This window comes from Variovorax paradoxus, from assembly GCF_000834655.1.
Taxonomy (GTDB): Bacteria; Pseudomonadota; Gammaproteobacteria; order Burkholderiales; family Burkholderiaceae_C; genus Variovorax; species Variovorax paradoxus_F.
The window spans coordinates 1-14,693 of record NZ_JXQQ01000048.1 but is presented as its reverse complement, the minus strand read 5'-3'; the positions used below and the strand labels follow the sequence as shown (position 1 = coordinate 14,693).

Here is a 14,693-nt window from a genome sequence, read left to right as displayed (position 1 = left end):
GGAGAGCCTGTTTCAGGCGCCTCGCACGAGCGAGAGCACCTTGCCTGCATCCAGCGTGCGGGCCTTCTCTTGGATAGCCGGCAGGTATTGCGTCTGCAGGCTCTGCCCTTCCTTCACCACGCCCGAGAACGTGTCCTTGAGCATCTGCGTCGAGAGCGTGCGGCCGCCGGCGTAGTAGCGCTTGGCCACATGGCCGAGCGCATAGGTCGAGGCGAAGCTCATGCCCGAGCTCACGGCCTGGTTGCCAAGACCGCGCAGCAGCCCGCCGCCCACCTTGCTGAGCAAGCCGCCGAGCAGCTTGCGCCCGGCCTGCTCCAGGTACTGCGAGGTCAAACCCACGCCGACCGTGGCCAGGAAATCCTTGACGTGCCCGCTGTCGAGTTGGTAGCCGTGCGCCTGGCCGATGCGATAGACCAGCTTCATCTGCAGCGGAATGATTGCCATGGTCGAGAGCGTCTCGGGCAGCAATTCGAGCGCGCCGTTGAGGATGGCGGCATTGAGGATCGACTTGTCGAGCTCGGCGCTGTCGGGCGCGTTGACTGCATTGGGAGTGGCAACCGCCGCGACGGCGGTGCCTGCCGCAGCGGCCACGGGCACCGCGGCAATTTCCTCGGCCTGCTGGGAGAAACGCGCCGCCGAGGCGTCAAGGCCGAGCGAGGTGCGCACATCCATGAGGAACATGCGCTCCGATTCCGATTGCGCGCCGTCGGCATCGCACACGCACACCGCCATTTCGTAGGCGAGCTGCCTGGATTCGTTGCTGGTCAGTTCGCCGGCCACCGAAGCGAGGGAAACGCGCTTCATCAGCACGTCCTGGTAAAGCGTCGGCAGGTTCAACCCGTCGGCCTGCGACAGGCCCTCCGCAATGCGCTTGATCTCGGCGCGTTCGCGCTCGTGCTTATCGCCGTCGACAAAGGCAGCCAGCAGGCTCAGGGTCACGATGGCCTTGGTTTCTGAAGGTGTCATGTTCGATATTTTTCGCAATGTGAAGGACGGCGTTGGGTTGTCCGGGGGCTCGAAGGTTCCTCGGGCGTTCTCCCCACAAAACTTGGGCAACTCTGTGGATAACCTCGGCACTTCTGTGTAGGGGTGCGGCAAGTGCTTGATTTAAAAGGGAAATCTACATATTGCCCAAATATGAGGCAATGAATTATTAGTACCAAAAACTGCCTTTCGCAGATTTCCCCGACACTGTCAAAGGACAACTCTGGGGAGAGTTCTGGCACAAGCCATGGGTTATCCACAGGCCGCGAGGGTTAGCCGATGTTGTCCCTTTTGCGGGTACATCCCGGAAGCGCAGCTGCGCACAGTGACGCAGCTGTGACAAGTCCTTGTCGCATAACGAAAAAAGCGCCCTGTCCACAGAAGAGCGCTTCCCTTATCTACTACTACTAATTTGAATAAGAAGAATAAGAAATAGAAGACAGAAAGAGCGCCGCGCCAAAAAAAAGCCCGCGAAAGGCCGCGCCGGTCCCGGCGCCTCGGTCGAAAACCGGCATCGCCGTCTTCCCTCCCCTCGGTAACATTCGCGGATGAGCTTCAAACCCCGGATCCTGATCGCCGAAGACGAATCGGGCATCGCCGACACGCTGCAATACGTCCTCAAGAGCGACGGCTTCACGCCGGTCTGGTGCGCCACCGCCGAAGAAGCGATCGCGCAGTTCGCGCAGGAGCCGCCCGCGCTGGCTATCCTGGACATCGGCCTTCCCGATCTCAACGGCTTCGAGCTTTTCAAGCGCCTTCGGGCGCTGAACCAGTCGCAGGGCGGGCCAGAGATACCGATGCTGTTCCTCACGGCCCGCAGCGACGAAATCGACCGCGTGGTGGGGCTGGAACTGGGCGCCGACGACTACATCGCCAAGCCGTTTTCGCCGCGCGAACTGGTCGCCCGGGTGCGCACCATCCTGCGGCGCAGCACGCGAAACAGCGCTGGAGGCCCCGGAACGGCCGCGGCGCCCGGAACCGGGGTACCCCCTCAAAATCCGCCCGCAGCGCCTCCAGCGGCGCCACAGACCCCGCCAATGCCCTTCGCGGTCGACAACGAGCGGATGCAGATCCGGTACTACGGTCGGCTACTTGAGCTCTCCCGCTACGAATACGGGCTCCTGCGGCTGCTCGTTCAGCGGCCGGGCCGCGTCTTCACGCGCGACGAACTGCTGGAACACGTCTGGGACGATGCCAGCGACAGCTTCGACCGCACGGTCGATGCGCACATCAAGACGCTGCGCGCCAAGCTCAAGACGGTCGCGCCCGACGTCGAGCCGATCCGCACGCTGCGCGGGACCGGCTATGCGCTGAACGAAGAACTTCCATCCAAGGCATGACATCGGCCCAGGTCTGCCTTTTCGTGGAATACCGCGGAACCGGCTTTGCCGGGCCGCAGGTATTGCCCCCGGCGAGGGGGTTGGCGGCCACACGGAGTGGGCAAGCCTGGTGGGGCGCCAAGCCGTGACCCGGCGAACGCGGATATTCATCGGGATCCTGCTGATCTACACGGCGGGTATCGCCTTCCTGCTTTACCGCGTGGTGTCGGACATCGATCCGCGCTACCGCGAATCGGCCGAGGAATCGCTGGTCGAGACCTCGCAATTGATGGCCAGCCTGGTCGAGCAGGACGTGATCGCGGGCGCCATCAACACCGCACGGCTGGAGCCGCTGTTCCGCACGGTCTATGCGCGCGAGTTCTCGGCGCAGATCTACAACCTGCACAAGAGCCAGGTGGAACTGCGCGTCTACGTGACCGACCGCAGCGGCCGCGTGATGTTCGATTCGCTCGGCAGGCACCTGGGCGCCGATTATTCGCAGTGGAGCGACGTGAGCCGCACGCTCGCCGGCGTGTACGGTGCGCGCACGTCGCGCGATGTCGACGGCGATCCGCGCACCTCGGTGATGTATGTCGGTGCGCCCGTTCGCTGGAACAACGAGATCGTCGGCATGGTCAGCGTCGGCAAGCCGGTGCAGAGCTTCGGCCAGTTCGTGGAAGACGCGCGTGCCCGCACGCTGTGGGTCGGCGTGGGTTCGGGCCTGGCGTTGTTGCTGCTGGCGCTGATCGTCTCGGTCTGGCTGGTGCGGCCGTTCGGGCTGATCTCCGATTACTGGACCTGGGTACGCGCACAGCGAAGCCTAAGCGTCTCGCGCATGGCGCGGCGCGCGGTCGACGCGGTGCGCACCGGCTTCAGCGAAATGCGCGATGCGCTCACGGGCCGCAACTACGTTGCCGACTACGTGCAGACCTTCACGCACGAAGTGAAGAGCCCGCTCTCCGCGATTCGCGGTGCGGCCGAGTTGCTGCAGGAGCCATCGATGCCGCATGCGGAGCGTGAGCGGTTCCTCAAGAACATCGAACGCGAGACGCAGCGCATCCAGGAAATCGTCGACCGCATGATGGAGCTCACCGCGCTCGAAACGCGGCGGGCGCTGGAGCGAACCGAACCCGTGCCGCTGGCTTCGCTGATCGACGACATCGCCATCAGCGCGCAGCCCGCGGCAGCCAAGCGCAACATCCGCCTCCTGGTGAACATCCGCGCCGAGGCGAGCACCGAGGGCGATCCGTTCCTCCTGCGCCGCGCGATCAGCAACCTGCTGGACAACGCGATCGACTTCTCACCGCCCGACAGCGAAGTGCTGTTGACGCTGGAGACCACCGCCAAGCTCGCGCGCGTGAGCGTGCGCGACCACGGACCCGGCATCCCGGAGTACGCGCAGGAGAAGGTCTTCCAGAAGTTCTATTCGCTCGCGCGGCCGCACAACCAGAAGAAAAGCACGGGGCTCGGGCTGGCGTTCGTCAAGGAGATTGCGGCGCTGCACCGCGGCCGCATCGAGCTGGGCAACGCGGTGCGCGGCGGCGCGGTGGCCACGCTCACGCTGCCGCTGGCGTCACACCACTGACCGGGTCACTGGCCCGTCAGGGCGCCGTAGGCGTTGCGGGTCTCGGGGCTCACCGCGTCGAGCAGTTGCTCGTACGAGGTCTGGTGCCGCGCCAGCATGCGGGCCGATGCCACCGTTTTCGACTTGCAGAACCAGTGGCAGGTGTGCTGCATCAGGAACAGTTCGGCCGACATGGTGAAGGCCTTGGACTTGGCCGAGCGGCCCGACGCATTCTTCGTCACGCCGGCAATGCCGCGCGCATGGATCTTCAACGCTTCGCGCAGATCGAAAGTCGCGGACGGAAAGAGCTTGTGCGCGTAGGGAATGGAGATGGGCAGCTTGCTCACGCGCGTTTCCGTTTCGGGAACGCGAGCGAACTCGGCTGCAAAGCTGTCGAACTGCGCCGAGAGCTGCTGCTCGGTGGTGTCGAGCAGGCTCCAGATCTGCTGGCGGCGTTCGGGGTCGTCTTCGCCCAGGCACCGCAGGTAGCCCTGGGTCAGGCTCTCCATCAGCTTCTCGATCTGGTACTTGCCCAGGTGGCTTCCCAGCAGCGCGATGCGCTGGCGCTGGTCTCTGGACTTGAGGATGTAGGCGCCGACAAGGAGCAGCGCCACCAGCGTAAGGATTTCCATGAATGCGTTGGGCCAAAGCGAAAAGGGGACGGCACCGAGTGTAGAGACCCGGTGACCCTCCCCTTTTTTCGCCGCCTCTTCCTGGCGCTATCCGGCGCTATCTGAAGAAATCGAGGATGCGGTTGCGCTCTTCAGGCGGCGGCGGCGCGCCGATCGGTGCGCCCGTGAGTTCTTCCACCGGCGGCGGCGCCTGCTCGGCGTTCTCCAGGCCCAGGCTCGCCACGTTGTGGCCCGGCGTGAAGTCGTCGAAGTACCACTCGCCGTCGATGTTCACCACGCCGGGCGGCGCGGCGGGTTGGGTCACCGGCACGCCTTGCAGCGCCGATTGCATGTAGCCGATCCAGATCGGCAGGCTCAGGCTGCCGCCGGTTTCGCCGCGCACGCCGAGCTGGCGCGGCGTGTCGTAGCCGATCCATGCGATGCCCACGCGCGTGGGCTGGAAGCCCGCGAACCAGGTGTCGAATGAATCGTTGGTGGTGCCGGTCTTGCCGTAGAGGTCGTCGCGCTTCAAGGCCTGGTGCGCCTTGAACGCGGTGCCGCCCCGCACCACGCTTTGCAGCAGCGAATCCATGACGAAGGCGTTGCGCTGGGGAATGGCGCGCCGCGCTTCGTCGAGCACCGGCGGCTCGGTTTCCATGATGACCTTGTCCTTCATGTCGGTGACGCGCGTGACCAGGTACGGATTGACTCGGTAGCCGCCGTTGGCGAACACCGAGTAGCCCACCGCCATCTGCATCGGCGTGACCGAACCGGCGCCCAGGCCCATCGGCAGGTTGGCGGGCTGCTTGTCCTTGTCGAATCCGAACTTGGTGACCCAGTCCTGCGCATAGGGCGTGCCGATCGACTGAAGCACGCGCAGCGTGACGAGGTTCTTGGACTTCATCAACGCGGTGCGCAGCGGCATCGGACCTTCGTAGGTACCTTCGAAATTCTTCGGCTCCCAGGGCTGGCCGCCGTTGGCGTTGGCATCGAAATACAGCGGCGCATCGTTCACCACGGTGGCCGGGGTGAAGCCCTTTTCGAGCGCGGCCGAATAGATGAAGGGCTTGAAGCTCGAGCCCGGTTGGCGCCATGCCTGCGTCACGTGGTTGAACTTGTTCTTGCCGAAATCGAAACCGCCCACCAGTGCCTTGATCGCGCCGCTGCGCGGGTCCATGGCGATGAAGGCGCCTTCGACTTCGGGCAGCTGGGTGATCTCCCAGGTGCCCTTGGCGGTCTTCGCCACGCGGATCACCGCGCCGCGGCGGATCTTGATGTTGGGCGGGGCCTTGGCCGCGAGGCCCGACTGCGCGGGCTTGAGACCTTCGCCGGTGATCTGGATCGCTTCGCCGTTGGCGCGCACGGCGTTGATTTCCTTCGCGTTGGCATCGAGCACCACCGCCGCGATCACGTCGCCGTTGTCCGGGTGTTCTGCAAGCGCATCGTCCACGGCATCGTCGACCTCCTTCTGCTCGGCCGGGAGGTCCACGAACTTCTCGGGCCCCCGATAGACCTGGCGCCGCTCGTAATCCATGATGCCCTTGCGCAGCGACTTGTAGGCCGCCGCCTGGTCGGCCGCGACCAGCGAGGTGTAGACCTTCATGCCGCTGGTGTAGATGCTGTCGCCGTACTGCGTGTACATCATCTGCCGCACGGTTTCGGCGACGTACTCGGCATGCAGGCGGTTGGGGTCGGCGGCATCGCGCAGGTGCAGCTCTTCTTTTTTCGCTTCGGCCGCCTGCTCGGCGGTGATGAAGCCGGTCTCCTGCATGCGGTCGATCACGTAGAGCTGGCGCGCCCGCGCACGGCGCGGGTTGGCCACCGGGTTGTTCGCGCCGGGGGCCTTGGGCAAACCGGCGAGCATCGCGGCCTCGGCGACGGTCACGTTCTGCAGGGGCTTGCCGAAGTACGTCTCGGATGCGGCGGCGAAGCCGTAGGCGCGGTTGCCCAGGTAGATCTGGTTCAGGTAGATCTCCAGGATCTGGTCCTTCGTGAGCTGCTGCTCCAGGCGGAAGGCCAGCATGATCTCGTAGGTCTTGCGGCTGAGCGTGCGCTCCGAACTCAGGTAGACGTTGCGTGCCACCTGCATCGTGATGGTCGAGGCACCTTGCTTGCGCCCGCCCTTCATGCTGGCCACCGCGGCGCGCATGAAGCCCTTGTAGTCGACGCCGCCATGGTCGTAGAAGCGTGCGTCCTCCACGGCGAGCACGGCGTCTTTCATGACCTTGGGAATGCTCGCGAACGGCGTGAGGGTGCGGCGCTCTTCGCCGAACTCGCCGATCAACGTGCCTTCGGTGGAATACACGCGCAGCGGCAGCTTGGGCCGGTAGTCCGCGAGCTCGGAAATGTCGGGCAGTTTCGGATAGATGGCGACCACCGTGACGATGGACGCGACCAGCACCACCAGTGCGCCGGAGCCCACCACGATGGCGCTCCATTTGCCGATGAGCCGCCAGCGGGCGTTGCGGTCGTTGGCGTCTTCAGGGGTGGCGCCGTCTTCGGGTCGGGAGGAGCTTGAACGTTTGAACATAGGAAGAGGGCTGCTAGCGAAGGGGTTGGAGCCGGCGGGCGCCGCTGCGTTCCAGCATCGGCAGGTCGAGTACGCCGCGCTGCGCGGCCTGCTGCGCGCAATGCATGGCGTCGAAATACTTGTCGTGGTCGAAGGCGATCAACAACAGGTCCACACCGGCATCGAGGGCGCGGATCGTGGCGTTGCACAACCCGCGGTTGTAGGCCGCGCCCATCGTCAGATCGTCGGTGACGAGCAGGCCCTGGAAGCCCCACTCGCCGCGAATCAGCTGGTGCACGATTTTGCGCGAGAAAGAGGCCGGATAGTCCGCATCGAGTTCCGGAACGACCACATGGCCGAGCATGATGGCGGCGCCCGAGTTTTTCGACACGTCTTGAAACGGCTTCCAGTCATGTGTTGCAAGTTGGGCGACGGGCGTGCGCAGCGTCGCTGCGAAGTGGTGCGTGTCTTCGGTTACGCCCCCGAGACCGGGAAAGTGCTTGAGGGTGCCGCGCACGCCAGCCGATTCGAGGCCTTGCTCGTAAGCGAGCGCCACCTGCGCGGTGAGTGCGGGGTCGGCCGAGATGGCGCGTTCGTCGATGCGGGTGTGGAAGTCCCACTTGCCCGGTGCACGTCCGGTGCGCAGGTCGACCACGGGACTGAAGTTGAGCGTGATGCCGAGCGCGTCGAGCGAACGGCCTTGTTGCGCGCCGTAGGCATGGGCGCGCCGCGTGAGTTCGGCCTCGGGCACGTCGGCGTCCAGCAGCGTGGAGAGACCGGGCTGGCGTTCGATCAATGGCGAGAGGCGGGAGACCGCGCCGCCCTCCTGGTCCGTCGCGACGATCAGCGCAGGCAGGCCGGCTTCGCGGCGCAGCGCCTGCAGGTCGTCGATCTCCCTGCGCAGATCGGCGGCTGTGCGCCCCTTCACGTTGCGGCCCGTGATGAACACGCCGCCGATCAGGCCCTTGCGCGCGAGTTCATGCAGGTCCTTCGCATCGTCGTAGCCGACCATGAAGTGCGCGCCGAGCGTCTGGGCCACCCGCCCGGATGAAGCCGCCACATCGGCCCGGTGCCGCACGCTCGCCGCTTCGTTGCCGAGGGCCGTGAGCAGTGCCGCGAACACCACGCCCAGCGACACCGGGCGCAGCGCGCGCCGGCCGCATCGCCATGCGGTCGCCGCGCTCACGCACAGCGCGCCCAGCAACATCGGCAACTCCCACGCACGCATGAAGCGCAGGTGCGGGTCCTTCAGGTGCCAGGCCCAGAACCACAGCGCGGCCAGGGCCAGCCAGCCCAGGGCGCCGAGTGCGAAGCGCAGGAGTTTCATGCGCCTTGTGCAGCCGACTGGGCGGGCGGGATGGGCTCGGCGCGCCGCGACAGCGCGTACCAGTCGACCTTGCGCGTCACCAGCATCAACGTGGCGAGCATGCCGAAGATCAGCAATGCACCGAGCAGCAAGGCATTGCTCTCTGAGGCAAGCAGTCCGTAGAGCGCGCCGTACAGGAGTGCGATGAAAGCACCGAACGAGAGGCCGCGCTGCCATCCGCCGAGCACCGCACTGAAGTACACGGCAAGCAGTGCAACGCTCGCGGTGGCCGCGCTCGCATAGGCGACCCAGAACGCGAACTTCTCGGACAGCGCGAGCAGCAGCAGGAAGAACAGCGCGATCGAGAGGCCCACCAGGCCGTACTGGATCGGGTGCAGGCGCAACTTGCGAAAGAGCTCGAACATGAAGGCCGCCATCAGCACCAGGCCGATGAAGAGCATGCCGTACTTGCCGGCGCGCGTGCTCATCGAATAGACGTTGATGGGCTGCGCGAGCGACACGTCGAAAGTCTGCAGCGGGCCGAGATTGCGTTGCGCACGGGCGCTGCTTGCCGTTGCGGCGGTGGCCGCGACGTCGATGGCATCGCCGCGGCCTGAAAGCCCGGCGCGCACCTGCTCGCGCGCGGAGGTCACGAGCGACGAAATGCGCCATTGCGCATCGAAGCCCTGCGGCGTTACGTTGCGTTCCGCAGCGAGAAAGCGGCCGCCAAAACTCGGGTGCGCCCAGGGCGAGGTGAGGCGCGCGGTGGTTTCTTCGGCAATGGGGGCGATCGCGAGGGTGTCCTGGCCGACCAGGCCGAGCTTCATCTCGAAGGAGAGCGGCGTGTTGGCCTGCCATGCCGCGAGCGCTGCGCCGGTGACGGGCGCATGGATGCCATCGGCGAACCAGGCGTCGTCGGCGATGCCCGGCACGCGTTGCTTGAAGCGCAATGCCTCGCCGGCCATCACCAGCGCCGGCGAGCCGTCGAGGCCGCGCAGGTCGCTCACATTGAAGGCGATGAACGGCGCCTTGAACTCGATCTTCGAGTCGGTTTCGCTGTGCGGCAAGGCCTTGGGGTCGAAGGCTGCGAAACCGCCGCTCAGCGTGGCGTTGAGCGTGTAGAACGGAATCTTGAAGATGCCGCGATAGCGCTCCTGCGGCGTCATCGAGCCTTCGAGGTGCAGCTTGTCGGGAAACACCACGTGGGCCATTTCCTTGCTGCGTTGCTCCTGGCCGATCACCTTGCCTTGCGCATCGCGCAGGGGCTCCATCCAGCGCTCGACATACGGAACCAGCAACAGCGGACCGACCATGGTCTGGCGGCTGGCGTAGGTGGCGGCGAGTTCCTCGGCCGCTTCGCGCTGGCTCTCGCCGCGCTGGCGATTGATCGAATCGATTTCTGCCAGCGGAATGCAAAGCAGCAGCACCAGGAAGAACAGGCCGGCCACCTTGGCCAGCACGGAAGCCTGGAGGGCCTTCAGGAACTGAAGCATGATTTTTTCTCCTCGTCTGTAGCGGAGCGGCGATGCTCTCCGCGCGATCCGAAGGTTGTGTGAAGCACCCGGACGGCGTCACTTCACACAGGCTTCACACAGCGCCGCGCGCGTGACCGGCGACTTCAAGGAGCCTTCCAACTGACTTCTCGTGCGGTGTCGAAAGTTGCGGCCGTGCAAGTTCGCACGGACAAGGACCGCCGCCATGAACCCCATCACCACCCCACGTCCCGGCCGCTGGCTCTGGCTCGCCACCGTGAGCCTGGCGACCGCGGGCTTCATCGCCATGGGCCTGCGGCCGGTGCATGCGCAGGAAGCGCCCGCCGGCCCGCGCCTGAAGACGGAGAGCCCGTACTTCTTCGTCAAGAGCGACGACCCCTCGGTCGATCGCCTGCCGCTCAAGGGCACGGAAGTCGCCGTGAAGATCTCGGGCGTGATCGCCGATGTCACGGTCACGCAGACCTACCGCAACGAAGGCCAGCGCGCCATCGAAGCCAAATACGTATTTCCCGGTTCGACCAAGGCTGCCGTGAGCGGTCTCAATGTCCGGTTGGCCGATCGCCTCATCACCGCGCAGATCCGCGAGAAGCAGCAGGCGCAGATCGAGTACGACACCGCCAAGAAAGAAGGCAAGACCGCCGCGCTGCTCGAGCAGCACCTGCCCAACGTGTTCCAGATGAACGTCGCCAACATCCTGCCCGGCGACGATGTGAAGGTGGAGCTGCGCTACACCGAGCTGCTGGTGCCGCAATCGGGCAACTACGAGTTCGTGTTCCCGACCGTGGTCGGCCCGCGCTACAACAGCCCGAAATCGGAAAATGCGCAGGCCAAGTGGGTCGCGCAACCCACGCTCTCCGCAGGCGTCGCGCCGAGCACCGGCTTCAAGCTCAAGGCCACCATCGACACGCCGATGGGCCTGAAGGAAGTGCGCTCGACCACCCATGCGATCGACGTGAAGAAGAGCGACGAAGACCAGCACGCCGACATCACGCTCACGGCCGACGGCCGCCCCGCCGACAACCGCGACTTCGTGCTCGACTACCGCCTCGCGGGCGAAAAGATCGAATCGGGCCTGATGCTCTACAAGGGCCAGGGCGAGAATGCGGAGAACTTCTTCCTCGCGATGGTCGAGCCGCCCAAGGCCGTGGCGGCCAGCGCGATCTCGCCGCGCGACTACATCTTCGTGGTCGACATCTCGGGCTCGATGCACGGCTTTCCTCTCGACACCGCCAAGACGGTGCTCGAGCGCCTGATCGGAAGCCTCCGCCCGAGCGACACCTTCAACGTGCTGCTGTTCTCGGGCAGCAACAAGATGCTTTCGCCGAAGTCTGTGCCCGCCACGCGCGCCAACATCGAGCAGGCGCTCGCCACCATCAAGAACTACAGCGGCAGCGGCAGCACCGAGCTGATCCCCGCGCTCAAGCGCGTCTATGCCGAACCGAAGGAAGAGAACGTGTCGCGCACCGTGGTCGTGGTGACCGACGGCTACGTGACGGTCGAGCGCGAAGCCTTCGACCTGGTGCGAAGCAACCTCTCGAAGGCCAATGTGTTCGCCTTCGGCATCGGCTCTTCCGTGAACCGCAGCCTGATGGAAGGCATTGCACGCGCCGGCATGGGCGAGCCGTTCATCATCACCGACCCGGTGCAGGCGCCCGAGCAGGCCGCGCGCTTTCGCCGCATGGTGGAGTCGCCGGTGCTCACCAGCGTGAAAGCCACCTTCGGCGGCTTGGACGTGTACGACGTGGAACCCCAGGCCTTGCCCGACGTGCTCGGCGAACGACCGGTGATCGTGTTCGGCAAGTGGCGTGGCGAACCCAAGGGCCGCGTGATCATCGAAGGCCGCAGCGCCAGCGGCCCGTACCGTCAGGAAGTGCGAATCGACGACCGCACCCGCCTGGACACCGCGGCGCTGCGCACGCTGTGGGCACGCCATCGCATCCAGAGCCTGAGCGACCAGGAAACGCTCGAAGGCAGCGCGGCCTTCAAGGAGCGCATCACCGAACTGGGCCTGAAATACAGCCTGCTCACGCAGTACACGAGCTTCATCGCGGTCGACAAGGTGGTGCGCAACGCCGCGCCGCAGAACAGCGTCGACGTGAACCAGCCGCTGCCGATGCCGCAAGGCGTGAGCGACCTGGCGCTGGGCGCCGAAGTGCCCAGCACGCCCGAACCCGAGTCGCTGGGTGCCATCGCCGTCGTGCTGTCGATGCTCGCCATGCTGCGCCGCCGGGCACGCCGCAACGACGCACGCCGCTTCACCTCCTGAACGATCGAGAAGAAACATGTCCTTGGCAACGCTCGCCCACCGTCATCCGCGCATCGTGGATTGGGGCATCCACATCGACCGCACGCCGGCCGCCGGCTGGCTCGCACTGCAGTTCGCCGCACTCGCGCCCACCTGGGCGTGGATGGTGCAGCGCATGCGCGACGGCTCCGACGATCCGCTGGGCCTGGTGGCGCTGGTCGCCCTGGCCGCGCTGGCATGGCAATGCAGGCGCGAGCTGCGCGCTTCCCCGCGCCTGGGTTGGCTGGCGCTGGCGGGTGTCGGCACCGTGCTCGCCACGCTGCTGCGTTCGGGGCTCGGTGTCGTGCCCGCACTGCCGCCGCTTGCGGCGGGGTTGGTGGCCGTGCTGGCATTGGCCTGCGGCCTGCTGGCTTTCCTGCCGAGGCGCGTGGCCGCGTTGCCGGTGGCGGGCCTTGCGGTGCTCGCACTGCCGCTGCTGTCGTCGCTGCAGTTCTACGCGGGCTATCCGTTGCGCGTGGCGACCGCCGAGGCCAGCCGCTGGCTGCTCGCGCCGGGCTTCGACGTGGCGCGAGAAGGCTCGAGCCTGATGGTGGGCGGCCGCCTGGTGATCGTCGACGCGCCTTGCTCCGGCGTGCAGATGGTGTGGCTGGGCTACTTCACGGCCTGTGCCGTCGCGCTGTGGGCGCGCCGCAGCGACAAGGCCTTTCTGCGGCGCCTGCCGATGGTCGGCCTGCTGGTGCTGGCCGGCAACATCGTGCGCAACAGCGTGCTCATCGCCTTCGAGGGCGCGGGCCATGCATTGGCGCCATGGGCGCACAACGCGCTGGGGCTGGTCGTGCTGGCGGCCGTGTGCGGCGCCATCGCGCGTCTGATGATGCCCGCACGCGCCGTGCCGGAACCCGCCGACCACCCGATCCCGGGCCTGATCACCCTGCAAGGAGGCCGCCATGTCGACACCGTTCTTTGAGCGCTGGTTCGCCAACCATTTCATCAACCGCATCGGCCACAAGACCGCCTTCGCGCTGGCGATGCTGTTGTGCATGCTCTGGTCGACCGCGGCGGCGCTGCGCACGCCGGACGCACTCGCCGAGACCGCCATGTCGCACGAATGGCCCCGCCAGTGGGACGGCGTTCCGTTGCGGCCGCTCGCGCTGAGCGAGGTCGAGCAACGCTTTGCCGACCGCTTTCCCGGCGCCATCGGCCGCATGACCGACGGCACCCAGACCCTCGTGATGCGCGAGGTGAAGCAGCCCACGCGCATGCTCCATCCGGCCGCCGATTGCTACCGCGCGCTCGGTTACCGCATCGAACAGGCGCGGCTGGAACGCGACGCGCAGGAGCGTTTGTGGCGCTGTTTTGTTGCGCAACGGCACGGCGCGCAAAAGTTCCGCGTTTGCGAGCGCATCGTGGATGCCCAGGGCACTGCTTTCACCGACACTTCAGCCTGGTACTGGTCGGCAGCGAGCGGGCAATCGACCGGACCGTGGCAAGCCGTCACCGTGGCGAGACCGATGTGAGAGCGTGTTTGTGAAGAAGACCTTGCGATTTGTGCTTTTCGGGCTGCTGGCCCTTGTTTTGACAGCGCTTGCAGCTATCTTTTTGATAGTGAAGATCGCGCTGGCACCGGCGGCGGGCGAGTGGAGCACGTCGGTGAAGGCCGGTCCGCTCGATTTCGAGATCGGCGTGCCGACGGCCGTGCGGCTGGCCACTTCGCCGTGGTTCGCGCCGCGCCTCGACGGCCATTCGCTCGACACCCGTTTCGGCACCGTGCGCTTCAGCTGGAAAGACGCCACCGGCCTGCAGGAGCTGCGCTGCGAGCCCTGCAGCGTCGAGGTGCCCGCGCTGGGCACGCAGCCGATCAAGGTCGAACGCCTGGTCGCCACCGTGCGCCGCGACGGCAACACCCTGACAGGCACATTCGAAGCCACCCCCCGCACCACCGAAACCGACATGCTCCAGGGCCTGTGGGAAGGCCGCCTGGCGCCCAAGAGCCTTCACCTCAGCGCCAAGGTGCAGGACGCGCCCATCGCGCGGTGGTACGCGGTGCTGGTGCCCACCCTGCCCGAGCTGCAGCGCGCGCGCATCGGCGGCACGCTCGCGCTGAGTGGGCAGCTGGTGTTGCCCGAGGCCACCTTCGCAGTGCAGCCCGTCATCAGCCAGTTCACGGTCGAGGGGCTCGGCACCGAGGCGATGCTCGGCGCGCGCACGAGCTGCGGCCCGTCCGCCAAGTTGGCCAACGACAGCTGGCTGGCGCGCGCGGTCATCGCGGCCGAAGACCAGCGCTTCTTCCAGCACGCGGGCTACGACATCACCGAGATCCTCGCGTCGATCGACAACAACCAGAAGGAAGGCCAGACCAAGCGCGGCGGCAGCACGCTCACCCAGCAACTCGCCAAGCTGCTGGTGACCGGCAGCGACCGCACGGCCGAGCGCAAGCTGCGCGAAATGCTCTACGCGGTCGAGATGGAGCAGACACTGGGCAAGGCCCGCATCCTGCAGCTCTACCTCGACAACGCACCCTGGGGCGGCAACATCTGCGGCGCCGAGGCGGCCGCGCGGCGCTACTTCAAGCGCAGCGCCCGCACGCTGGAGCCCGCGCAGGCCGTGTGGCTCGCCGCCATGCTGCACAAGCCGCAGGCCGTGCTCGAGCAATGGCGGCGCG

General features: G+C 66.3%; 11 protein-coding genes. 6 read left to right on the top strand and 5 right to left on the bottom strand.

Features of this window, described 5'->3' with window-relative positions:
- Positions 1-12: 12 nt before the first annotated feature.
- The gene (locus RT97_RS20305; protein ID WP_042580629.1) at positions 13-966 is read right to left on the bottom strand and encodes a YcjF family protein; all 954 of its coding nucleotides are present in this window, start codon (positions 964-966) and stop codon (positions 13-15) included.
- 566 nt (positions 967-1,532) lie between these two features.
- On the opposite strand from RT97_RS20305, the gene creB reads away from it, so the two are divergent.
- Together creB and creC are read left to right on the top strand one after the other, a co-directional pair.
- Complete coding sequence (gene creB / locus RT97_RS20300; RefSeq protein ID WP_042580628.1) at positions 1,533-2,324, top strand: two-component system response regulator CreB; 792 nt, start codon at positions 1,533-1,535, stop codon at positions 2,322-2,324.
- A gap of 124 nt (positions 2,325-2,448) precedes the next feature.
- Positions 2,449-3,888, top strand: coding sequence for a two-component system sensor histidine kinase CreC (creC, locus tag RT97_RS20295; protein ID WP_042580743.1), 1,440 nt, complete (start codon positions 2,449-2,451; stop codon positions 3,886-3,888).
- A gap of 5 nt (positions 3,889-3,893) precedes the next feature.
- Here the strand turns inward: creC and RT97_RS20290 are convergent, their stop codons facing one another.
- The 4 genes from RT97_RS20290 to creD all read right to left on the bottom strand — a co-directional run bounded on the left by RT97_RS20290 (position 3,894) and on the right by creD (position 9,786).
- Positions 3,894-4,499, bottom strand: coding sequence for a hypothetical protein (locus RT97_RS20290; RefSeq protein ID WP_042580627.1), 606 nt, complete (start codon positions 4,497-4,499; stop codon positions 3,894-3,896).
- Between the two features lie 97 nt (positions 4,500-4,596).
- On the bottom strand, positions 4,597-7,008 hold the full coding sequence (locus RT97_RS20285; protein ID WP_042580626.1) for a penicillin-binding protein 1A: 2,412 nt from the start codon (positions 7,006-7,008) through the stop codon (positions 4,597-4,599).
- Between the two features lie 13 nt (positions 7,009-7,021).
- The gene (locus RT97_RS20280; RefSeq protein WP_042580625.1) at positions 7,022-8,314 is read right to left on the bottom strand and encodes a glycoside hydrolase family 3 N-terminal domain-containing protein; all 1,293 of its coding nucleotides are present in this window, start codon (positions 8,312-8,314) and stop codon (positions 7,022-7,024) included.
- On the bottom strand, positions 8,311-9,786 hold the full coding sequence (creD, locus tag RT97_RS20275) for a cell envelope integrity protein CreD (RefSeq protein WP_042580624.1): 1,476 nt from the start codon (positions 9,784-9,786) through the stop codon (positions 8,311-8,313). Before creD ends, RT97_RS20280 begins: the two co-directional genes overlap by 4 nt.
- A gap of 205 nt (positions 9,787-9,991) precedes the next feature.
- Here creD and RT97_RS20270 point away from each other — a divergent pair, with 205 nt between their 5' ends.
- The 4 genes from RT97_RS20270 to RT97_RS20255 form a co-directional block, all read left to right on the top strand.
- Positions 9,992-12,052 carry a VIT and vWA domain-containing protein gene (locus tag RT97_RS20270; RefSeq protein WP_042580623.1) on the top strand — a complete coding sequence of 687 codons (2,061 nt, stop codon included), beginning with the start codon at positions 9,992-9,994 and terminating at the stop codon, positions 12,050-12,052.
- 16 nt (positions 12,053-12,068) lie between these two features.
- Positions 12,069-12,998, top strand: a complete 930-nt coding sequence (gene xrtQ, locus RT97_RS20265; protein ID WP_042580622.1) for an exosortase Q — start codon at positions 12,069-12,071, stop codon at positions 12,996-12,998.
- A complete protein-coding gene (locus RT97_RS20260; RefSeq protein WP_042580621.1) occupies positions 12,979-13,548 on the top strand; it encodes a hypothetical protein in 570 nt (189 codons plus the stop codon). Before xrtQ ends, RT97_RS20260 begins: the two co-directional genes overlap by 20 nt.
- A gap of 88 nt (positions 13,549-13,636) precedes the next feature.
- Positions 13,637-14,693, top strand: a 1,057-nt coding sequence (locus tag RT97_RS20255) for a biosynthetic peptidoglycan transglycosylase (protein ID WP_253278276.1), incomplete at its 3' end; no start/stop codon positions are given.

Excerpts from the sequence above, each read along its gene's own strand:
- RT97_RS20305 (WP_042580629.1), bottom strand. The coding sequence starts at position 966 with ATGACACCTTCAGAAACCAAGGCCATCGTGACCCTGAGCCTGCTGGCT.
- creB (WP_042580628.1), top strand. The coding sequence starts at position 1,533 with ATGAGCTTCAAACCCCGGATCCTGATCGCCGAAGACGAATCGGGCATC.
- RT97_RS20290 (WP_042580627.1), bottom strand. The coding sequence starts at position 4,499 with ATGGAAATCCTTACGCTGGTGGCGCTGCTCCTTGTCGGCGCCTACATC.
- RT97_RS20285 (WP_042580626.1), bottom strand. The coding sequence starts at position 7,008 with ATGTTCAAACGTTCAAGCTCCTCCCGACCCGAAGACGGCGCCACCCCT.
- RT97_RS20280 (WP_042580625.1), bottom strand. The coding sequence starts at position 8,314 with ATGAAACTCCTGCGCTTCGCACTCGGCGCCCTGGGCTGGCTGGCCCTG.
- creD (WP_042580624.1), bottom strand. The coding sequence starts at position 9,786 with ATGCTTCAGTTCCTGAAGGCCCTCCAGGCTTCCGTGCTGGCCAAGGTG.
- RT97_RS20270 (WP_042580623.1), top strand. The coding sequence starts at position 9,992 with ATGAACCCCATCACCACCCCACGTCCCGGCCGCTGGCTCTGGCTCGCC.
- xrtQ (WP_042580622.1), top strand. The coding sequence starts at position 12,069 with ATGTCCTTGGCAACGCTCGCCCACCGTCATCCGCGCATCGTGGATTGG.
- RT97_RS20260 (WP_042580621.1), top strand. The coding sequence starts at position 12,979 with ATGTCGACACCGTTCTTTGAGCGCTGGTTCGCCAACCATTTCATCAAC.